The sequence below is a fragment of the Pseudomonas abietaniphila genome, assembly GCF_039697315.1.
Classification (GTDB): domain Bacteria; phylum Pseudomonadota; class Gammaproteobacteria; order Pseudomonadales; family Pseudomonadaceae; genus Aquipseudomonas; species Aquipseudomonas abietaniphila_B.
This window is the reverse complement of record NZ_CP155619.1, coordinates 4,348,353-4,368,916: the sequence shown is the minus strand read 5'-3', so window position 1 is coordinate 4,368,916 and position 20,564 is coordinate 4,348,353. Positions and strand designations below refer to the sequence as shown.

At 60.4% G+C, this 20,564-nt stretch carries 17 protein-coding genes; 7 read left to right on the top strand and 10 right to left on the bottom strand.

Translation table 11 applies throughout. The annotated features are described in order from the left end of the window. The first annotated feature begins 225 nt into the window (after positions 1-225). The 3 genes from ABDX87_RS19285 to ABDX87_RS19275 all read left to right on the top strand — a co-directional run bounded on the left by ABDX87_RS19285 (position 226) and on the right by ABDX87_RS19275 (position 3,905). A complete protein-coding gene (locus tag ABDX87_RS19285) occupies positions 226-1,038 on the top strand; it encodes a cytochrome C assembly family protein (protein WP_346829313.1) in 813 nt (270 codons plus the stop codon). A 12-nt stretch (positions 1,039-1,050) separates the two neighbouring features. Continuing rightward, positions 1,051-2,289, top strand: a complete 1,239-nt coding sequence (locus ABDX87_RS19280) for a CNNM domain-containing protein (RefSeq protein ID WP_346829312.1) — start codon at positions 1,051-1,053, stop codon at positions 2,287-2,289. A gap of 293 nt (positions 2,290-2,582) precedes the next feature. Beyond that, positions 2,583-3,905, top strand: coding sequence for an MFS transporter (locus ABDX87_RS19275; protein WP_346829311.1), 1,323 nt, complete (start codon positions 2,583-2,585; stop codon positions 3,903-3,905). 205 nt (positions 3,906-4,110) lie between these two features. Here the strand turns inward: ABDX87_RS19275 and purT are convergent, their stop codons facing one another. The 4 genes from purT to ABDX87_RS19255 form a co-directional block, all read right to left on the bottom strand. Then, a complete protein-coding gene (gene purT, locus ABDX87_RS19270; protein WP_346829310.1) occupies positions 4,111-5,292 on the bottom strand; it encodes a formate-dependent phosphoribosylglycinamide formyltransferase in 1,182 nt (393 codons plus the stop codon). Between the two features lie 221 nt (positions 5,293-5,513). Further along, on the bottom strand, positions 5,514-5,735 hold the full coding sequence (locus ABDX87_RS19265; RefSeq protein WP_346829309.1) for a DUF1289 domain-containing protein: 222 nt from the start codon (positions 5,733-5,735) through the stop codon (positions 5,514-5,516). Next, on the bottom strand, positions 5,735-6,259 hold the full coding sequence (locus tag ABDX87_RS19260; protein WP_346829308.1) for a gamma carbonic anhydrase family protein: 525 nt from the start codon (positions 6,257-6,259) through the stop codon (positions 5,735-5,737). The genes ABDX87_RS19265 and ABDX87_RS19260 overlap by 1 nt, the downstream gene beginning before the upstream one ends. Before the next feature lie 68 nt (positions 6,260-6,327). Beyond that, positions 6,328-6,939, bottom strand: a complete 612-nt coding sequence (locus tag ABDX87_RS19255; RefSeq protein ID WP_346829307.1) for a CoA pyrophosphatase — start codon at positions 6,937-6,939, stop codon at positions 6,328-6,330. A 157-nt stretch (positions 6,940-7,096) separates the two neighbouring features. Here ABDX87_RS19255 and ABDX87_RS19250 point away from each other — a divergent pair, with 157 nt between their 5' ends. Continuing rightward, positions 7,097-7,648, top strand: a complete 552-nt coding sequence (locus tag ABDX87_RS19250) for an NUDIX hydrolase (RefSeq protein WP_346829306.1) — start codon at positions 7,097-7,099, stop codon at positions 7,646-7,648. Positions 7,649-7,697: 49 nt separating this feature from the next. After that, positions 7,698-8,261: a L,D-transpeptidase family protein gene (locus tag ABDX87_RS19245; RefSeq protein WP_346829305.1), complete on the top strand. Its 564-nt coding sequence runs from the start codon at positions 7,698-7,700 to the stop codon at positions 8,259-8,261. A 167-nt stretch (positions 8,262-8,428) separates the two neighbouring features. Here ABDX87_RS19245 and ABDX87_RS19240 read toward each other — a convergent pair whose 3' ends face one another. Both ABDX87_RS19240 and purL read right to left on the bottom strand, forming a co-directional pair. Beyond that, positions 8,429-8,740, bottom strand: coding sequence for a YqfO family protein (locus tag ABDX87_RS19240; protein WP_346829304.1), 312 nt, complete (start codon positions 8,738-8,740; stop codon positions 8,429-8,431). A gap of 6 nt (positions 8,741-8,746) precedes the next feature. Then, positions 8,747-12,646: a phosphoribosylformylglycinamidine synthase gene (gene purL, locus ABDX87_RS19235; RefSeq protein WP_346829303.1), complete on the bottom strand. Its 3,900-nt coding sequence runs from the start codon at positions 12,644-12,646 to the stop codon at positions 8,747-8,749. A 215-nt stretch (positions 12,647-12,861) separates the two neighbouring features. On the opposite strand from purL, the gene mltF reads away from it, so the two are divergent. Beyond that, positions 12,862-14,322 (top strand): membrane-bound lytic murein transglycosylase MltF, encoded by a 1,461-nt coding sequence (gene mltF, locus ABDX87_RS19230; protein WP_346829302.1) that lies wholly within the window; start codon positions 12,862-12,864, stop codon positions 14,320-14,322. Positions 14,323-14,547: 225 nt separating this feature from the next. Here mltF and tadA read toward each other — a convergent pair whose 3' ends face one another. Together tadA and ABDX87_RS19220 are read right to left on the bottom strand one after the other, a co-directional pair. Further along, entirely contained in the window at positions 14,548-15,030 is a 483-nt protein-coding gene (tadA, locus tag ABDX87_RS19225; protein ID WP_346829301.1) for a tRNA adenosine(34) deaminase TadA, read from the bottom strand. Then, positions 15,030-16,400, bottom strand: a complete 1,371-nt coding sequence (locus ABDX87_RS19220; protein ID WP_346829300.1) for a multicopper oxidase family protein — start codon at positions 16,398-16,400, stop codon at positions 15,030-15,032. Before ABDX87_RS19220 ends, tadA begins: the two co-directional genes overlap by 1 nt. 268 nt (positions 16,401-16,668) lie before the next feature. On the opposite strand from ABDX87_RS19220, the gene ABDX87_RS19215 reads away from it, so the two are divergent. Next, positions 16,669-17,040 (top strand): PH domain-containing protein, encoded by a 372-nt coding sequence (locus ABDX87_RS19215; protein WP_346833568.1) that lies wholly within the window; start codon positions 16,669-16,671, stop codon positions 17,038-17,040. A 263-nt stretch (positions 17,041-17,303) separates the two neighbouring features. Here the strand turns inward: ABDX87_RS19215 and guaA are convergent, their stop codons facing one another. Together guaA and guaB are read right to left on the bottom strand one after the other, a co-directional pair. Further along, positions 17,304-18,881, bottom strand: a complete 1,578-nt coding sequence (gene guaA, locus ABDX87_RS19210; protein ID WP_346829299.1) for a glutamine-hydrolyzing GMP synthase — start codon at positions 18,879-18,881, stop codon at positions 17,304-17,306. Between the two features lie 100 nt (positions 18,882-18,981). Next, positions 18,982-20,451: an IMP dehydrogenase gene (gene guaB / locus ABDX87_RS19205; protein WP_346829298.1), complete on the bottom strand. Its 1,470-nt coding sequence runs from the start codon at positions 20,449-20,451 to the stop codon at positions 18,982-18,984. Positions 20,452-20,564 lie beyond the last annotated feature (113 nt).

Below are 20,564 nucleotides of genomic sequence, written 5' to 3'. Positions count from 1 at the left end.
TCGTCATGAACCCCAGTTGATGCGGCCCTGCTCCCCGGTGCAGCGCCAAAAAGTGGTGCACATATATAGAGGGAACAGCGCTCGACGAGCCTGTGGCTTGAGCAGGTCGCGGATTATAGCGAAGAGTCTGGCGCACGGACACCACGACGTCTGCTTCTGTGGTCTTTCGTGGACTGTCGGTTCTATGCCAAACTCAGCGGCTTTCGGGCACGCCCATCAGGATCTATGTTCCCCTTGTCACCGAGTTTGCTATTCAGCCTCGCCGCCGCCGTTCTCTACGCCGCTGCGACCCTCTATCAAGGTACTCGCCTGCGTCAGGGCAAAAAGGCCGATAAATGGCTGCTGTGCCTGATCGGCACCCTGGCTGTCGCCTGTCAGGCCAGTGCGCTTTTCGGCCAGTTGGTGCGCCCGATCGGCCTGGGTCTGGACTTCTTCAGCGCCGCCAGCCTGATTGCGGTCGCGGTGATCATCGTGACCATGCTGGCGTGCATTCGCATTCCGGTGGAAATCCTGCTGATCCTGTTGTTCCCGCTGGGTATCCTGACCACGCTGATGGCGCAGTTCGCACCGCCGGGCACGCTGCAGCCGATCGTCGCGGAGCAAGGCCTGATCGGGCACATCCTGCTGTCGATCCTGGCGTATGGCATGTTCACCATCGCCGTGTTCCAGGCGCTGCTGCTCCTGTTGCAGAACCATCAGCTGAAAAACAAACACCCTTCCGGCCTGATCCGGAATTTCCCGCCGCTGCAAACCATGGAAAGCCTGTTGTTTGGCTTCCTGTGGGCGGGCTGGACCCTGCTCTCGATGTCGCTGATTTCCGGCTGGCTGTTCGTCGAGAATCTGTTTGCCCAGCATCTGGTGCACAAGACCTTGCTGTCGATCCTTGCGTGGATCGTGTTCAGCGTCCTGTTGTGGGGGCGCACTCGTCTGGGCTGGCGCGGCCACAAAGCCATTCGCTGGACCCTGGGCGGCTTTCTGCTGTTGATGCTGGCCTATTTCGGCAGCAAGCTCGTCCGCGAATACATCCTGCACATCTGACGGGCGCCGATCATGGATAACCTGCCCACGGGCACGATGCTTGCGCTGCTCGCCCTGCTCACCTTGTGGTCGGCGCTGTTCACCGCCGTTGAAGCGGCTCACCACAACCTGCGCGCCGTCCCGGTCAATCCGCGCTCGTCCGAGCCGCCCAAACCGACGCTGGCGTTCAACCTCAACAGCCTGATCCTGGGCAACACGCTGCTCAAGGTCTTGATCACCGTACTGGCAACGCTGCTGGCCATCAGTCAGTGGTATTTCCATGGCCCGCTGATTGCCTGGCTCGCAGTGGCCAGCGTGCTGGTCATCGTCACCGAATTCATTCCACGCAAACTGGCCGCACGTCGCCCCGAGGCGATCCTGCTGCTGGGCAACAACGTCCTGCGCATTCCCGTCCGCCTGCTGCGCCCGCTGACCTGGATCTACAAGAACATCGCCAAACTGCTGCTGCGCCCTTTCCTGTCAAAACGCCGGCCGGACGATGCGGACGATGACGACGACATGGGGGCGACGATCTATCAGGACAACGAAAGCCAGTTCGGCCGGGCGCATATCATTTCAGGGATCCATGCGCTGGACAGCATGAGCGTCAACGACATCCTCGTGCCGCGCAGCGAAGTGGACGGCATCAATCTGGATGACACCATCGAAGAGATCGCCGACAAGCTGATCATTTCACGCCACACCCGTCTGCCGGTCTACCACAACGACATCAACCAGGTTGAAGGCGTGATCAACACCCGCATGATCAGCCATCTGCTGCCGCGCGGGGAATTGACCAAAGAGGCGCTGAAAGCCGCCTGCTATGAACCCTACTTCGTGCCGGAAAGCACCCCGCTGCAGCTGCAACTGCTGAATTTCCACAAGCAGCAGCGACGCATGGGCGTGGTGGTCGACGAGTACGGAGAAGTGCTGGGCATCGTCAGCCTGGAAGACATTCTCGAAGAGATCGTCGGCGAATTCGAAAGCGAGCAATCCCTCGACAACCCGCACATTCATCCGCAACCCGACGGGCGCCTGGTGGTGGATGGCGCGGCCTCGATTCGCGACCTGAACAAGACCCTCAGCTGGCACCTTCCGGCCGACGGCCCGAAAACCCTCAACGGACTGATCACCGAAGCACTGGAAACCATTCCCGACAGTTCCGTGTGCCTGAAAATCGGCCCGTATCGGCTGGAAACCCTCGAAACCGAGGACAACCGCGTCACTCGCGTGCTCATGTGGCAGAACACCCGCACCAAAGACGTGATCTGAAGCGCGTTTGAAACACTTGTTTCCGCGCTGACGCCCTTCCTATAATCGAGCCGCTTACCCAGCCCCGCCGATCCGCGTGCTACCCGCACAAAGCGCGATCCGGCCAGTCACTCAGCCTGACGTCTTCATGCAACACCCTGGCTTGCTCCTATCCCGAGCGCAGCCAGTCGCCTTCGCCCGCATCCGGGCTAGTCTGTTCAGCGCTGTACCCAAAAATAATTAACGATTGCCCCAGCGCGCGTACGATTTTTCGTTTCTCGCTGACAGGCAAGATGACTGCCAGGGATAACCGCATGACCAGCACTTCCACCTATCAGCCAAGCGAAGAGCGCGAGGCACGTCCTGCCAACTCCGCTGCCCGCGTGGCCACCGCGAGCTTCATCGGCACCGCCATCGAATTCTACGACTTCTACGTCTATGCCACCGCCGCCGCGCTGGTGATCGGACCGGTGTTCTTCCCGCAGACCTCCAGCACCGCACAAATGCTGTCGGCGTTCCTGACCTTCGGTATCGCCTTTCTGGCGCGCCCGCTGGGCTCCGCGCTGTTCGGCCATTTTGGCGACCGCATCGGCCGTAAATCGACACTGGTCGCTTCTTTGCTGCTGATGGGCATCTGCACCACATTGATCGGCGTGCTGCCGGGCTATGAGGCCATAGGCTCATGGGCGCCGATCCTGCTGTGCGTCCTGCGTTTTGGCCAAGGGCTCGGACTGGGTGGCGAATGGGGCGGTGCCGCATTGCTCGCCACCGAGAACGCGCCAAAAGGCAAACGCGCCTGGTTCGGCATGTTCCCGCAACTCGGCCCTTCGATCGGTTTCCTCGCGGCCAACGGCCTGTTTCTGACGCTGGCCATGACCCTGACTGACGAACAATTTCGCTCCTGGGGCTGGCGCGTTCCGTTCCTGCTCAGCGCGGTGCTGGTCGTGATTGGTTTGTACGTGCGCCTGAAGCTGGAAGAAACACCGATCTTCGCCAAGGCCATCGCGCGCCACGAACGCCTGAAAATGCCGATTGCCGAATTGTTCTCGCAATACTGGGCGCCGATGCTGTTGGGCGCGGCGTCGATGGTGGTGTGTTACGCGCTGTTCTACATCTCCACCGTGTTCTCGCTGAGCTACGGGGTCAAGACGCTGGGCTACAGCCGTGAATCGTTCCTGGCCATGCTGTGCTTTGCCGTGCTGTTCATGGCACTGGCGACCCCGCTTTCGGCGTGGGCCAGTGACCGTTTCGGGCGCAGGCCGGTGCTGATCATCGGTGGCGTGCTGGCGATCCTGTCGGGTTTTCTGATGCAACCGCTGCTGACCCACGGCACGACCTGGGCCGTGACGCTGTTTCTGTCGATCGAGCTGTTCCTGATGGGCGTGACCTTCGCCCCGATGGGCGCGATGCTGCCGGAACTGTTTCCTACGCGCGTGCGTTATACCGGCGCGTCGGCGGCCTACAACATCGGTGGCATCGTCGGCGCTTCCGTCGCCCCGTTCTTCGCGCAGCAACTGGTGGAAATGGGTGGATTGAGCTGGGTCGGCGGCTATGTATCGGCAGCGGCACTGATCAGCGTCATCGCGGTGCTGTGTCTGAAAGAAACCCGCCACGCGGATCTGGACACGATCAGGTAATGCGTTATCTGTAGGAGCGTGGCTTGTCCCGCGATCTGCCGGGCACCGGCAGCAAAACCTGCGATTGCGGTTTGCCTGAGACGCCAAGTCGCCTGATCTTACTGCCGGTGCCCGGCAGATCGCGGGACAAGCCACGCTCCTACAGGGATCGCAACACACAAAAACGGCGCCACTGAGGGCGCCGTTTTCTTATTGCGGGTAAGGCTTACAGCTGAACCTTGACCGCTATCGACGAGCGAGTCGCTTTGGCGCGGGCCGCTTCGATCGACTCGTCACGCGCCAGGGCAACGCCCATGCGGCGCTGACCGTTGACTTCCGGCTTGCCGAACAGACGCAGCGCGGTGTCTGGCTCGCTCAGGGCTTGTTCCAGGTTGGCGAAGGCGGTCTGAGTCGACTTGCCATCCACCAGGATCACCGCCGAGGCCGACGGGCCGAACTGGCGGATCAACGGAATCGGCAGACCCAGAATCGCGCGAGCGTGCAGTGCGAACTGCGAGAGGTCTTGAGAGATCAGCGTAACCAGACCGGTGTCGTGTGGACGCGGGGACACTTCGCTGAACCAGACTTGATCGCCTTTGATGAACAGCTCGACGCCGAACAGGCCGCGGCCGCCCAGTGCTTCGGTCACGGCCTTGGCAACGCGCTCGGACTCTGCCAGCGCAATCGGGCTCATGGCTTGCGGCTGCCAGGATTCCTGATAGTCGCCCTTCTCCTGACGGTGGCCGACCGGCGCGCAGAAGGTGGTGCCGCCGACGTGACGCACGGTCAGCAGGGTGATTTCGTAGTCGAAGTCGATGAAGCCTTCAATGATCACGCGGCCTTTGCCGGCACGACCGCCTTCCTGCGCGTAATCCCACGCCTTCTGAACGTCAGCATCGGTTTTCAGCAGGCTCTGGCCCTTGCCTGACGAGCTCATGACCGGCTTGACCACGCACGGGAAGCCCAGGTCTTCGACGGCCTTCTTGTAGTCTTCGAAGGTGTCGGCAAAGTGATACGGCGAGGTCGGCAGGTCCAGCTCTTCAGCCGCCAGACGGCGAATGCCTTCGCGGTTCATAGTCAGCTGTGCGGCACGCGCGGTCGGGATCACGGTGAAGCCTTCGGACTCCAGTTCCACCAGCGTCGCAGTGGCAATGGCTTCGATTTCCGGGACGATGTAATGCGGCTTCTCGGCCTCGATCACGGCACGCAACGCAGCGCCGTCGAGCATGTTGATCACATGACTGCGGTGCGCGACCTGCATGGCCGGAGCATTGGCATAACGGTCGACGGCAATCACTTCAACGCCCAGACGTTGCAGTTCGATCACCACTTCCTTGCCCAGCTCACCGCAACCGCAGAGCAAAACGCGGGTCGCGGTCGGCGACAGTGGAGTTCCGATTTGAGTCATCACAGGTCCTCGTGGAGCAGATATCGAGGGCAGCCCGCCATGGACGAGCAACCGCAGGGGAGAAAGGCGCGCAATTTACCACGAAGGCCGGGGATTGGGGTGTGACGGCGGACGGGTGATCTGATGATTGCCCCTGTTCCGGCACCTATTCTTGGCAAGGGACCTTGCCACGGAGCATGAGCAAACACCGGTTCACTGTGGGAGTGAGCCGGTCACGAGGATCAACTCGAACCGGGCACCGAGAACATCATCCCGCTGGCCCGGGCGCGGTCGTCGCACAGCACCAGTACCGCGCGCCGCTCGTCGTTGCTCATGCGACTCCAGCCGGTGATTTCGGCGACGGTACGCTGGCAGCCGACGCAGATATCGGCCTCGTCCAGTGCACAGATGCTCACGCAGGGCGAACGAACGGGTTTCTCGTGTTGTGCAGTGTCGATGGACATCAGTCTTCCTGTGGCGCCAGATCGCGTGCGTAACGCTGTGCATTGTGAACGTAATGCGCAGCGCTGGCCTCCAGCATTTTCTTCTGCGCGTCGGTCAACTCGCGAACGATCTTGCCCGGCGACCCCATCACCAGCGAGCCATCCGGAATCACCTTGCCTTCGCCAATCAGCGAATTGGCGCCGATGATGCAGTATTTGCCGATCTTCGCGCCGTTGAGGATCACCGAGTTGATGCCGATGAGCGTGTTGTCATCGACGGTGCAGCCATGCAGCATGACGTTGTGGCCGATGGTCACGTTCTTGCCGATGGTCAGCGGCGACCCCATGTCGGTGTGCATGACCGTGCCATCTTGCACGTTGCTGTTCTCGCCGATGTCGATCAACTCGTTATCCCCGCGCAGCACGGCGCCGAACCAGACGCTAGCGTTGGCTTGAAGCCTGACCTTGCCGATCACGGTGGCGGTCGGTGCGATCCAGCTTTGCGGGTGGGCTTCAACGCGGGAATCCCCCAGGCGGAATTTCATATCGTTTTCCTCAAGGCTCTGCGGCCGTGGGTCGAGCGCATGGCTCACGGTTGAATGAAAAGGTACGGTCAGGACTTCAAGGTGTGAATGATCGAGCGCTTGGGCGGATGGTTGAGGCTGATATTGCTGTCGAACAGCACGTTCATCAGCTCGACGATCATGATGGCCGTCAGCCCCCAGATCTTGTACTCACCGAAACGGTAACTCGGCACGTACCAACTGCGGCCCTGATAGTCGATGCGGTGGGTGTGCTCGCGGGCATCCTGACGGAAGAACTCCAGCGGAACACTGAACACGGCGGCAATTTCGCCGTCGTTGGGACGGTATTCGACGAAGTCGGGGATCACGCCCACGTACGGCGTGACTTTGATCCCATGCTTGGAGATCAGCGGACTGAGAGGGCCAACGATCTCGACCAGCCCAGGCGGCAGGCCGATTTCTTCTTCGGCCTCGCGCAGCGCCGTGAAGATCAGGTCCGGGTCTTCCGGGTCACGCCGACCGCCCGGAAACGCCACTTCGCCACCATGCGTCGACAGACTGCTGGCACGCAGAGTCAAGACCAGTTCAGGTTCAGCACTGCGGGTGATGGGCAATAACACCGCCGCCTCGGGAAAGCGTTTGTCCGTTTCCAGAGTGCCCGGCGTGTGGCTGCTTATTCGGCCAAGTAGCTCGTCCAGCATGGGAATTCTCGTCCTGTTGCCTACCCGGCATCATGCACCAAAGCGCGAAAGTGCCCAACCCCTTGCAGGACAATGGCCGTCGTTCACGAGACGCCACTTGCCGACCACCCGCGCCGCACGCCAAGATAGCCGCTGACGACAGGAACCCGATTCGATCATGAAATTCTGCAGCCAATGCGGCGAACAGGTTATCCAGCGCATTCCCGAGGGCGACAGCCGCCCCCGCTACGTGTGCGAACACTGCCACACGATTCATTACCAGAACCCGAATATTGTCGCCGGCGTGCTACCGGTCTGGGACAACAAGGTCTTGCTGTGCCGACGCGCCATCGAACCGCGCCTGGGTTACTGGACGCTGCCGGCCGGCTTCATGGAGAACGGCGAAAGCGTGGAACAGGCCGCCCGACGTGAAACCGTCGAGGAAGCCTGCGCCCTTCTGGAAGACCTGCACCTGTACGCAATGATCGATGTGCCGCACATCAGTCAGGTGCACATCTTCTATCGGGCCAACATGGCCAGCGCGGATTTCGCCGCAGGCGTTGAAAGCCTTGAGGTGAAGCTGTTCGATGAAGCCGACATTCCATGGTCAGAGCTGGCTTTCCACACGGTTCGACGTACCCTAGAATGCTTCTTTATCGACCGGCGGCATCAAGAATTCCCGGTGCATACCGATTGCCTTTCTGTCTCTCCCCCTCTTAAAACCACTTGATCAGATGACGACGCGCGATTGCCGCGCGCGCTTCAGGGATACCGTGTAAATGCGTGTGTTGCTTGCCGTTCTATGTCTGTCGTTCGTTCCGCTGTCGCAGGCGGCGTTCACTCAGACCATCGTCCCTAAAGGGAGTGAGCAGAAGTTCATCGGCGGAAAGGTCGTGGACACGCAGGACATCTCCGAGCGCAGCATCGACAAGATTCTGGTGCTCAAGTCCGCGCATCAGCTGCAGTTGATGAGCAAAGGCGAGGCGCTTAAAACGTATCGCATCTCACTGGGCAAGGCACCCAAGGGGCCGAAACTGCAGGAAGGTGATCAACGCACGCCTGAAGGTTTCTACTGGCTGGACTACCGCAAGACCAGCGACGCCTACAACCTGTCGCTGCACATTTCCTACCCCAACATCTCCGACTCCGCCCGCGCACGCCGCGAGGGTGTGAACCCGGGCAGCATGATCATGATCCACGGCACGCCGGTCAGCGAGGACTACCCCGAGTGGTATTTCCAGACGCTCGACTGGACCAATGGCTGCATCGCCATGAAGAACAGCGACATCCGCGAAGTCTGGGATCTGGTCAAAGACGGCACGATGATCGAGATTCGGCCATAAGCTCGATACCGCTTGGCAGGCAGCCGATTTCGCGCGAGGACGAGGCAGATTCCTGTGGGCGCGAACTCATTCGTGATTGGGTGGGGTGTTCACAGGATTGTTGTGGCCGTACGGTTTTTCGCCAATGAATTCGTTTTCACGGAGACGTCCGTGGCGATCCATCACACTCAAAAATCCGCCAGTTTCCACACTTCATAAGCGGGTGTTTCATAGGGGTGGCTGTGCTTGAGCGCCGCCACCGCCTGTTGAATCAACGCATCGTCGACGACCAGCTCGACTTTCCACTCCTCCACGTGCTCGACCTCCCCGGTTTGCCCAATGAACGGCTGGCTGCCGTCCAGCGGGCGAAACTGACCTTGACCGAGCACCTGCCATGAGCAGCAGTCATACGCGCCGATTCGCCCCGCACCGGCGGCGAACACTGCGCGTTTGACCTGCTCCACATGGCTCGGTGGAACGAAGAAAGCGAGCTTGTACATCGTCTATCAGTTAACCCACACACGAGCGTTGCGGAACATACGCATCCACGCACCGTCCTCGCTCCACTCGTCCGGACGCCACGAGTTGTTCACCGCACGGAACACGCGCTCAGGGTGCGGCATCATGATGGTGACGCGACCGTCGCGGGTGGTCAGGCCGGTGATACCGCGCGGCGAGCCGTTCGGGTTGGCCGGATAGGTTTCGGTGACCTTGCCGTGGTTGTCGACGAAACGCATTGCCACGGTGCCGGACAGATCGCTTTCGAGCAGAGCCTCAGGCGACTTGAACTCCGCGTGACCTTCACCGTGAGCGATGGCGATCGGCATGCGCGAACCGGCCATGCCCTGCAGGAAGATCGACGCCGACTTCTGGATCTCAACCATCGCCACGCGCGCTTCGAACTGCTCGGAGCGGTTGCGAACGAAGTGTGGCCAGAACTCGCTGCCCGGAATCAGCTCGTGCAGGTTGGACATCATCTGGCAACCGTTGCACACGCCCAGCGCGAAGCTGTCGGTGCGCTCGAAGAAGCCCTGGAAGGCATCACGGGCGCGGCTGTTGAACAGGGCCGATTTGGCCCAGCCTTCACCGGCGCCCAGCACGTCGCCGTAGGAGAAGCCGCCACAGGCGACCAGACCTTTGAACTCGTTCAGATCGACACGACCCGCGAGGATGTCGCTCATGTGCACGTCAACCGAAGCGAAACCGGCGCGGTCGAACGCAGCCGCCATCTCGACCTGACCGTTCACACCTTGCTCACGCAGGACCGCCACTTGTGGGCGCACGCCTTTCTTGATGTAAGGCGCAGCGATGTCGTCGTTGACGTCGTAGCCCAGCTTGACGCTCAGGCCCGGGTTGTCTTCTTCCAGCAGCGCATCGAATTCCTGATCGGCGCAGTCAGCGTTATCACGCAGACGCTGGATCTGGTAGCTGGTTTCGCTCCACTGACGTTGCAGCAGACGACGATCACCCTTGAACAGCTCTTCTTCATTCAGGCTGATGGTCACTTCGCTGTTGTTCACTGGCTGACCGATGACCGCAACGCAGTCATCGCCCAGGCCGGCAGCGCTGAACTGTGCAAGCACCAGCGGGGTGGCGTCATGACGTACCTGAATCACCGCACCCAGCTCTTCGTTGAAGAGGATGGCCGCGACTTTTTCACGCTTGCCGGTCAGGGTGTCGAGTTGCAGGTTCAGACCGCAGTGACCGGCGAACGCCATTTCCAGCACGGTGGTCATCAGACCGCCGTCAGAACGGTCGTGATAAGCCAGCAGGTGGCCGTCGGCGTTCAGGCCCTGAATCACGGCGAAGAACGCCTTCAGGTCTTCAGCGTCATCGACGTCCGGTGCAGCCTTGCCGAGCTTGCCGTGGGTCTGCGCCAGAATCGACGCACCCATACGGTTCTGGCCGCGGCCCAGATCGATCAGGATCAGGTCGGTCAGGCCCTTGTCCATACGCAGTTGCGGGGTCAGGGTGCCACGAATGTCGGTGACCGGCGCGAAGCCGGTGACGATCAGCGACATCGGCGAGGTGACGGTTTTTTCCGCGCCTTCATCGCTCCAGCGGGTTTTCATGGACATGGAGTCCTTGCCCACCGGAATGGTGATGCCCAGCTCAGGGCACAATTCCATGCCGACCGCTTTCACGGTGTCGTACAACCGAGCGTCTTCGCCCGGGTGACCGGCTGCGGACATCCAGTTAGCCGACAGTTTGATGTCGGAAATCTTGCCGATGCGCGAGGCCGCGATGTTGGTCAGGGTCTCGCCGATCGCCATGCGACCGGACGCTGGCGCGTCCAGCAGTGCCAGCGGCGTGCGCTCGCCCATGGCCATGGCTTCACCGGTGTAAACGTCAAAGCTGGTCGCGGTGACAGCCACGTCAGCCACAGGCACTTGCCAAGGGCCGACCATCTGATCGCGATTGACCAGACCGGTGATGCTGCGGTCGCCAATGGTAATCAGGAAGTTCTTGCTCGCCACGGCCGGGTGATGCAGAACGCGCTGGACGCTTTCTTCGAGGTCGAGGGTGCTCGGGTCGAAATCGTCGCCCAGTTCGGCTTCGCGGTTCGCCGAACGGTGCATGCGCGGCGCCTTGCCGAGCAGCACTTCCAGCGGCATGTCCACAGGACTGTTGCCGAAGTGGCTGTCGGTCACGGTCAGTTGTGGCTCTTCGGTGGCTTCACCGACGACCGCAAACGGGCAACGCTCGCGTTCGCAAATGGCTTTGAAGCGTTCGAAATCAGGCGCGCTAACGGCCAGAACATAGCGTTCCTGGGACTCGTTGCTCCAGATTTCCAGCGGGGCCATGCCTGGCTCGTCGTTCGGCACGTTGCGCAATTCGAAACGGCCGCCGCGGCCACCGTCATTGACCAGCTCTGGGAAGGCGTTGGACAGACCACCCGCACCGACGTCGTGAATGAACGCGATCGGGTTCTTGTCGCCCAGCTGCCAGCAGCGGTCGATCACTTCCTGGCAACGACGCTCCATTTCAGGGTTTTCCCGCTGAACCGATGCGAAGTCCAGATCAGCCGAGCTGGTGCCGGTCGCCATGGAGGAAGCCGCGCCGCCACCCAGACCAATCAGCATCGCCGGGCCACCCAGCACAATCAGCTTGGCGCCGACCGTGATTTCGCCCTTCTGCACGTGCTCTGCACGGATGTTGCCCATACCGCCCGCCAGCATGATCGGCTTGTGATAACCACGGACTTCTTCGCCGTGCGGGGTGTTGATCGACTGCTCGAACGTCCGGAAGTAACCGGTCAGCGCCGGACGACCGAATTCGTTGTTGAACGCAGCGCCGCCCAGCGGGCCTTCGATCATGATGTCCAGCGGGGTGACGATGCGCTCAGGCTTGCCGTATGGCTTTTCCCAAGGCTGTTCGAAACCCGGGATGTTCAGGTTGGAAACGGTGAAGCCCGTCAGGCCAGCCTTCGGCTTGGCGCCACGCCCGGTCGCACCTTCGTCGCGGATCTCGCCACCGGAACCGGTGGAGGCGCCCGGGAACGGAGCGATCGCGGTCGGGTGGTTGTGCGTCTCGACCTTCATCAGGATGTGCACCGGCTCCTGCACCGCACCGTACTGGCGGGTTTCAGGGTTCGGGAAGAAACGACCCGCCACGCTGCCGACGATGACCGATGCGTTGTCCTTGTAAGCGGACAGAACGCCTTCGTTGTGCATCTGGTAGGTGTTCTTGATCATCCCGAACAGGCTTTTTTCCTGGCTCTGACCATCGATGTCCCAACTGGCGTTGAAGATCTTGTGGCGGCAGTGCTCGGAGTTCGCCTGGGCGAACATCATCAGTTCGATGTCGTGCGGATTGCGCTTCAGGCCGGTGAAGGCGTTGACCAGATAATCGATTTCGTCTTCGGCCAGGGCCAGGCCCAGCTCGACGTTGGCTTTTTCCAGCGCGGCGCGGCCGCCACCCAGCACATCGACTGCGGTCAGCGGCTTGGGCTCGGCGTGGCTGAACAAGCCTGCTGCCTCTTCCAGCGCGCTCAGGACCAGTTGGGTCATGCGGTCGTGCAGGAGGTCGGCGATGATCTGTGCTTCGGCTTCGCTGAACTGACCTTCTACATAGAAGGCAATGCCACGCTCAAGACGCTGGATCTTGGTCAGGCTGCAATTGCGGGCGATGTCGGTGGCCTTGCTCGACCACGGCGAGATGGTGCCGAAACGCGGCAGCACCAGGAACAGACGGCCACGAGGCTCTTGAACCGGCACGCTCGGGCCGTATTTCAACAGACGGGCAAGGACTTGCTGCTCATCCTCTGTCAGGACGCCGGCAACCTCAGCGAAGTGAGCGAATTCAGCGTACAGGCCACTCACAGCCGGAACTTTATCGTTCAGCTGCTCAAGTAATTTCTTGTGGCGGAAGGCGGAAAGGGCGGGAGCACCACGCAAGATCAACATCGTCGGGACAGCCTCGGGGAAGGGGGTGTGCTTTGAGGCCGTGCATTCTAGCCTAAACCGGGGGCTTTCGGCACCCGAAACAAAGGCTTCTGCGCATCCGAATGTCGGTGTTTGCGGATCCCCTACTGAGATGAGTAAAAAATCCGACTGCTCTATCAGACGCGATCATCTCTGTCGAGATATGGCGGTCAGTGCGCTTTGCGTATACTGCACCGATGTTTTCCCCATCTGATTTCCGCCCACGCTGTGCCAAGTGGCTCATCGCAACCGGAATCTTCCTGCTGCTCGGTGCCTGTGTTGAGAAACCCAACACGCTGGAACGAGTCAAGGAGGATGGCGTCCTGCGCGTCGTCACCCGCAACAGCCCGGCGACCTACTTCCAGGACCGCAACGGTGAAACCGGTTTCGAGTACGAACTGGTCAAGCGTTTCGCCGACGATCTGGGCGTGGAGCTGAAGATCGAAACCGCTGACAACCTTGACGACCTGTTCAATCAGATGAATAAACCCGGTGGTCCCGTGCTGGCCGCCGCCGGTTTGGTCAGCACCGAAAATCGCGCGAAGCAGGTGCGTTTTTCGCACTCTTACCTTGAGGTCACGCCTCAGGTCATCTACCGCAACGGTCAGTCCCGCCCTACCGATCCGGGCGACCTGGTCGGCAAACGCATCCTGGTGCTCAAAGGCAGCAGTCACGCCGAGCAACTGGCAGCGCTGAAGGTCAAGTATCCCGGCATCAACTACGAAGAATCCGATCAAGTCGAAGTCGTTGATCTGCTGCGCATGGTCGATGAAGGCCAGATCGACCTGACACTGGTGGACTCCAACGAACTGGCAATGAACCAGGTCTATTTCCCCAACGTGCGCGTGGCGTTCGATCTGGGCGACGGGCGCGACCAACGCTGGGCCGTGGCGCTGGGCGATGACAACAGCCTGCTGAACGAGATCAATAGCTTTCTCGACAAGATGCAGAAAAACGGCATGCTGCAGCGGCTCAAAGACCGTTATTACGGGCATGTCGACGTACTCGGTTATGTCGGTGCCTACACCTTCGCCCAGCACTTGCAGGAACGCCTGCCGAAATACGAGAAGCACTTCCAGGCCGCCGCCAAACAAGAGCAGGTCGACTGGCGCTTGCTGGCCGCGATCGGCTATCAGGAATCGTTGTGGCAACCGGCCGTGACGTCCAAGACCGGTGTTCGCGGCCTGATGATGCTGACCCAAAGCACCGCGCAAGCGATGGGCGTTTCCAACCGGCTGGATGCCAAGCAAAGCATTCAAGGCGGCGCCAAGTATTTCGCCTACGTAAAGGATCAGCTTGAGGACACCATCCAGGAACCGGATCGCACCTGGCTGGCGCTTGCGTCCTACAACATCGGCACGGGCCACCTCGACGACGCGCGCAAGCTGGCGGAAAGCGAAGGCCTGAACCCGAACAAATGGCTGGACGTGAAGAAGATGCTGCCGCGCCTCTCGCAGAAGAAGTGGTACAGCAAGACGCGCTACGGTTACGCCCGAGGGGGCGAGCCTGTCAGCTTCGTCGCGAACATCCGCCGTTATTACGACATTCTGACATGGGTCACCCAGCCGCAGCTGGAAGGCAGTCAGGTGGCGGAAGGCAACCTGCATGTGCCGGGTGTGGACAAGACCAAGCCGCCGGAAGAAAAAGCCCCGCTCTGATCACTGCCTGCATGATGGCCGGACTGCCCACAGGAAGTTGAGCAAGTAACTAATTTTCCGGGGCCAGTTAAGACTGTGGGAGCGAGCTTGCTCGCGAAGGCGGCATTACGGTCGCTGCTCATTTACCGGCCGACCATCAGTCTTCGTCCAAATGCAGCCCAGACCAGGCTCGCTCCCCCAGGTCATTCGACGCTCGTCAGGGCCGAAACAGACGCGAAACACGCATCAACCTTTCGCCCTTCTCATTCTGAAAAACTCGCTCAACATCGCCCCACACTCCTCGCCCAGAACGCCGCCTTCGAACAACACCCGATGGTTGAGAAAAGGCTGAGTGAAGAATTGCCCCTGACTCTGCACCACGCCCGCCTTGGGCTCGGTGGCACCGAACACCACGCGCGTGATTCGCGAATGCACGATCAGGCCTGCGCACATGCTGCAGGGTTCGAGCGTGACATAGAGCGTGCTGCCCGGCAGACGGTAGTTGCTGACCGCCTGAGCCGCCGCGCGAACAGCAACCATTTCAGCGTGCGCGCTCGGGTCGCTGCCACTGATCGGGCAGTTGAAACCGCGACCGATGATCTCGCCGTCCTGAACCACCACCGCGCCTACCGGAACCTCGCCCAGCAGCGCGCCTTCGGCGGCCAGCGCCAGTGCTTCTCGCATGAAATGCTGATCGCGGCTGCGATCAATGATGTGCGGCTGCCGCATTACGAAACCTCAATAGCGGCCATAAGACCGGTTTCCATATGATCGATCACATGGCAGTGGAACATCCACACGCCGGGATTATCCGCTACCAGCGCGACGCGCGCGCGCTCGTTTCGACCTAACAGGTAGGTGTCGGTGAAATACGGGATCACGTCCTTGCGGTTGGACGCGATCACTTTGAAGCTCATCCCGTGCAAGTGGATCGGGTGCTGATACTGGGTCATGTTCTTCAGTTCGAAGATGTAGCTCTTGCCCTTTTCCAGCCTGGCGATTGGCCGGTCAGCGCAGGTCTTGTCCGTGATGTCCCAGGCTTTGCCGTTAATCTGCCACAGGCTTGGCGGCTTGCCCTCGGCAGTGACCGACATCGAGCCGACCCATTCGAAGTTGAAGTTGAGCTTCTCAGCGTTGGCCAGGTCGGGCTCGGCGACGGGATTGGCGGGCAGCTCGGGCGGCCATTGGCCGGGAGCGTCGTGACTGGCCACCGAGCGGAAGGTCCCCAACCGCACCGGACCGTTACGCAGCGACAGTTCCTCGCCGGCCGCAGGCGCCCTGATCGCCAGACAAATGCGCATCCCCGGCCCGAGCCAGTAATCCTTGCCCAAGGGACGCGGCTTGACCGGGTTGCCGTCCAGCGCATAAATCATCGCCTCGGCGTCCGGCAGGTTCAGCCGATAGGTCACCGTGTTATCGAGGTTGAGAATGCGCACGCGGGTGATCTGCCCTGCCGGCAGCTCGATCACGCCCTGCGGCACACCATTGATCGTCGACAAGCGCCCCGCCGTCCCTTCACGAGCCGCTTCGCGAGTGACGCTGAAATCAGTGAAGGCGCCCTGCTCGTCGACATGCCAGCTTTTCAGACTGACGACCCGTTCGTGAGCAAATCCGGTTGGCTCGCGTTCCTCGACGATCAACGGCCCGACCAGCCCGCGCCCCAGTTCTTCGCTGCTGCTGACGTGCGGGTGATACCAATAGCTGCCCGCGTCAGGCACGCGGAATTTGTAGTCGAAGTACTCGCCCGGCTTGACCGGCAGCTGCGACACATAAGGCACGCCGTCCATCTCCAGCGGCAACCGAATGCCATGCCAGTGAATGGTCGTCTCCACAGGCAATTGATTGATGAAGCGCACACGCAGCCAGTCACCTTGCCGAACCCGCAACTCAGTCCCTGGCGCCGTCGCCCCAAACGCCCAGGCGGGCGTCTTGAAACCAGAAACCAGCTCGACATCCAGCGGCGCGGCAATCAACTCGTAGTCATGCCCTTCACCCGGGCCCGTGCGCCCAAGCCAGTACCGCGATGCCCCACCCGCGCCGAGCCCGACCACGGCGAGACCGGCAAGACCTCCGAGAATTTGTCGACGGGTGAAAGACATCGGTTGCGGCACCTGTATAAAGCCTGAAACGAAACAAAGCGCTAAATGAGAGACTTTGCGAAGGGCGGATAAGATACACCCGCGTTTGCACAAACTTAAGCGCAGGAGTGACACGGTACATATTTCGTATCAAACGAGCCCGGATGACACCGAAAGCCTGCCAGCTCGCACTTGCCGTTTGCTTGTCGCAGAAACCCGCCTGCGCCAGAATCGCCCCGACCCGCTCAGCGGAGCTGGATTGATGCCCACCTCACAGGATGTTCCAAGGATGATCGACTTCAACAACAAAGGCTTTTTCAAACTCAAGCAAAACAACGAATACGCAGAGCGCGTCACGGCGTTGCTGCTGGAGGGTGAAACCGTCATTGACGCCTACAAGTCCATGCGCGACGGCGTGGTCTTCACCAACAAGCGCATCATCGCGGTGAACGTGCAGGGCATCACCGGAAGCAAGAAAGACTTCACCTCCCTTCCCTACAAAAACATCGTGGCCTACTCGGTCGAGACTTCCGGCACGTTCGACCTCGACTCGGAGCTCGAGATTTACTTCTCCGCACTGGGCAAAGTGAAATTCGAATTCACCGGCAAGACATCGATCATCGAAATCTCACAGCTGATTTCCAGACACATTTTTGGTTGATCAGAAACGACAGAGCCGGATGGGCCTCGACGAGGTTGCATCCGGCTTTGTTATTTAGAAAGGGCCGAAGACTAGCGTTAATTTTAAATTTCATAAGGTCGATGATGGTGAGCATTATTTTCCGGCCTGCCCGCATCGCACACGCGAAACTCAATGCACAAAGCTGCAAAAATCTCCCAGCCCCCAAAAAACCAAAAGCCCGCAATTACGCGGGCCTCAGGCTATTTCTTGCTAGCTCGTTCCGGAAGATGCCGGACGCGGGATCATTCCCACTCAATCGTCGCCGGCGGCTTGCTCGACACGTCGTAGGTAACGCGGGAGATGCCTTCGATTTCGTTGATGATGCGGCCGCTGACGGTTTCCAGCAGTTCGTAAGGCAGGTGCGCCCAACGTGCGGTCATGAAGTCGATGGTTTCCACGGCACGCAGGGCGACGACCCAGGCGTAACGACGGCCGTCACCGACCACGCCGACCGATTTGACCGGCTGGAAGACGACGAAGGCCTGGCTGACTTTGTGGTACCAGTCGGCTTTGCGCAGCTCTTCGATGAAGATGTGGTCGGCGCGACGCAGCAGGTCGGCGTATTCCTTCTTCACTTCGCCGAGGATGCGCACGCCCAGGCCTGGCCCCGGGAACGGGTGGCGGTAGACCATGTCGTACGGCAGGCCGAGTTCCAGGCCCAGACGACGCACTTCGTCCTTGAACAGTTCGCGCAGTGGCTCGACCAGTTTCAGGTTCATTTCTTCCGGCAGGCCGCCCACGTTGTGGTGCGACTTGATCACGTGAGCCTTGCCGCTTTTGGCGCCAGCGGACTCGATCACGTCAGGGTAAATGGTGCCCTGTGCCAGGTACTTGATGTTGTCCAGTTTGCTCGACTCGGCATCGAACACGTCGATGAAGGTACGGCCGATGATCTTGCGCTTCTTCTCTGGATCGCTTTCGCCTTCCAGGTTGTTGAGGAACTGCTCTTCGGCGTTGGCGCGGATCACTTTGACGCCCATGTTCTCGGCGAACATGGCCATCACTTGCTCACCTTCGTGCAAACGCAGCAAACCGTTGTCGACGAAGACGCAGGTCAGTTGGTCGCCAATTGCCTTATGCAGCAGCGCGGCAACGACGGACGAGTCAACACCGCCGGACAGACCCAGCAGGACGTTGTCGGTGCCGACTTGCGCGCGAACCTGAGCGATAGCGTCTTCCGCGATCTTGGAAGGCGTCCACAGCGCTTCGCAGCCGCAGATGTCGAGAATGAAGCGCGACAGGATGCGACCGCCCTGTTTGGTGTGGGTCACTTCCGGGTGGAACTGCACGCCGTAGTAGCCGCGGGTGTCGTCGGCCATGCCGGCGATCGGGCAGCTTGGGGTGCTGGCCAGAATATGGAACTCAGCTGGCATCTTGGTGACCTTGTCACCGTGGCTCATCCACACGTCGAGGCCAAACAGGCCGTCAGCGTCGATGTGATCTTCGATGCCGTCGAGCAGGCGGCTCTTGCCGACGACGTCGACGCGGGCGTAACCGAATTCACGCAGTTCGGAACCTTCAACCTTACCGCCCAACTGCTCGGCCATGGTCTGCATGCCGTAGCAAATACCGAAAACCGGAACGCCGAGATCGAAGACCGCTTGCGGGCAACGCGGGCTGTCAGCGACGTGCACGGACTCGGGGCCACCGGCGAGGATGACGCCTTTTGGAGCAAATTCGCGGATCGCTTCGTCGTCCATGTCGAACGGGTGCAGTTCGCAGTAAACGCCGATCTCACGCACGCGACGGGCGATCAATTGGGTGTACTGGGAACCGAAGTCGAGGATCAGGATACGGTGGGCGTGAATGTCGAGGGCCATGAGTCATTCTCGTCGAAAATCAGAAACAAGACGGGGCTGTAATGAACAGCCCCGCTACACAATTCTTGAAACGCGCCCGGTTTATCAGGCGCATTTCAGATCAACCTACGCGATAGTTCGGCGCTTCCTTGGTGATCTGCACGTCGTGAACGTGAGACTCGGCCATGCCGGCGCCGGTGATGCGTACGAATTCAGGCTTGGTGCGCATTTCCTGGATGTCGGCGCTGCCGGTGTAACCCATGGAAGAACGCAGGCCGCCCATCAGTTGGTGAACGATGGCGGTCAGCGAGCCCTTGTAGGCAACACGGCCTTCGATACCTTCCGGTACCAGTTTCTCGGCACCTTCCGATGAGTCCTGGAAGTAGCGGTCCGAGGAGCCTTGCGCCTGGGACATTGCACCCAGAGAGCCCATGCCACGGTACGCCTTGTAAGAACGACCCTGGAACAGTTCGATTTCGCCCGGTGCCTCTTCGGTACCGGCGAACATCGAGCCCATCATCACGCAGTAGGCACCGGCCACGATGGCCTTGGACAGGTCACCGGAGAAGCGGATGCCGCCGTCGGCGATCAGGGGAACGTCGGTGCCTTCAAGCGCCGATGCAACGTTGGCGATGGCGCTGATTTGCGGAACGCCGACGCCAGCCACGATACGTGTGGTGCAGATGGAACCAGGACCGATACCGACCTTGACGCCGTCAGCGCCCGCTTCGACCAGTGCACGTGCAGCAGCGCCGGTGGCGATGTTGCCGCCGATGACCTGGACGTCGGGGAAGTTCTGCTTGACCCAGCGAACGCGGTCGATCACGCCTTTGGAGTGACCGTGGGCGGTGTCGACAACGATGACGTCAACGCCGGCAGCGACCAGGGCACTGACGCGCTCACCGGTGTCTTTACCGGTGCCGACCGCAGCGCCAACACGCAAACGACCCTGGTCGTCCTTGCTGGCCAGCGGGTAGGCTTTGGATTTTTCGATGTCCTTGACGGTCATCATGCCCTTAAGCGCGAACTTGTCGTCGACGATCAGGACTTTTTCAAGGCGGTGCTTGTGCAGCAGATCGCGTACTTCGTACTTGTCGGCGCCTTCACGAACAGTGACCAGACGCTCTTTCGGCGTCATCACTTCCCGAACAGGGATGTCCATACGATTTTCGAAACGTACGTCGCGAGAGGTCACGATGCCAACGAGCTCGCCGTCGTGCAGAACCGGCACACCGGAAATGTTGTGTTGACGGGTCAATTCGAACAGATCACGAACGGTGGCATCCGCCTCGATGGTGATCGGGTCCTTGACCACACCCGCTTCGAACTTCTTGACCTTGCGCACTTCGGCAGCTTGCTGCTCGATGGTCATGTTCTTGTGGATGATGCCGATGCCGCCTTCCTGAGCCATGGCGATTGCCAGACGGGCTTCAGTAACGGTGTCCATAGCGGCGGAAACGAGGGGGATGTTCAGTTCGATGCCACGGGTCAATCGGGTTTTCAGACTGACTTCGTTGGGAAGCACCTCGGAATAACCGGGCACAAGGAGAATGTCGTCGAATGTAAGGGCTTCTTGGCTGATACGCAGCATCGCTGGGCTCCCGAGCGGGAAAATGGAAGCGCGCCATTATACCCAGACACCTGCTGTTGCTCAATGTAAAGATCAGTCTATTTAATAATCAGAATGATCGACCCGCTCTATCA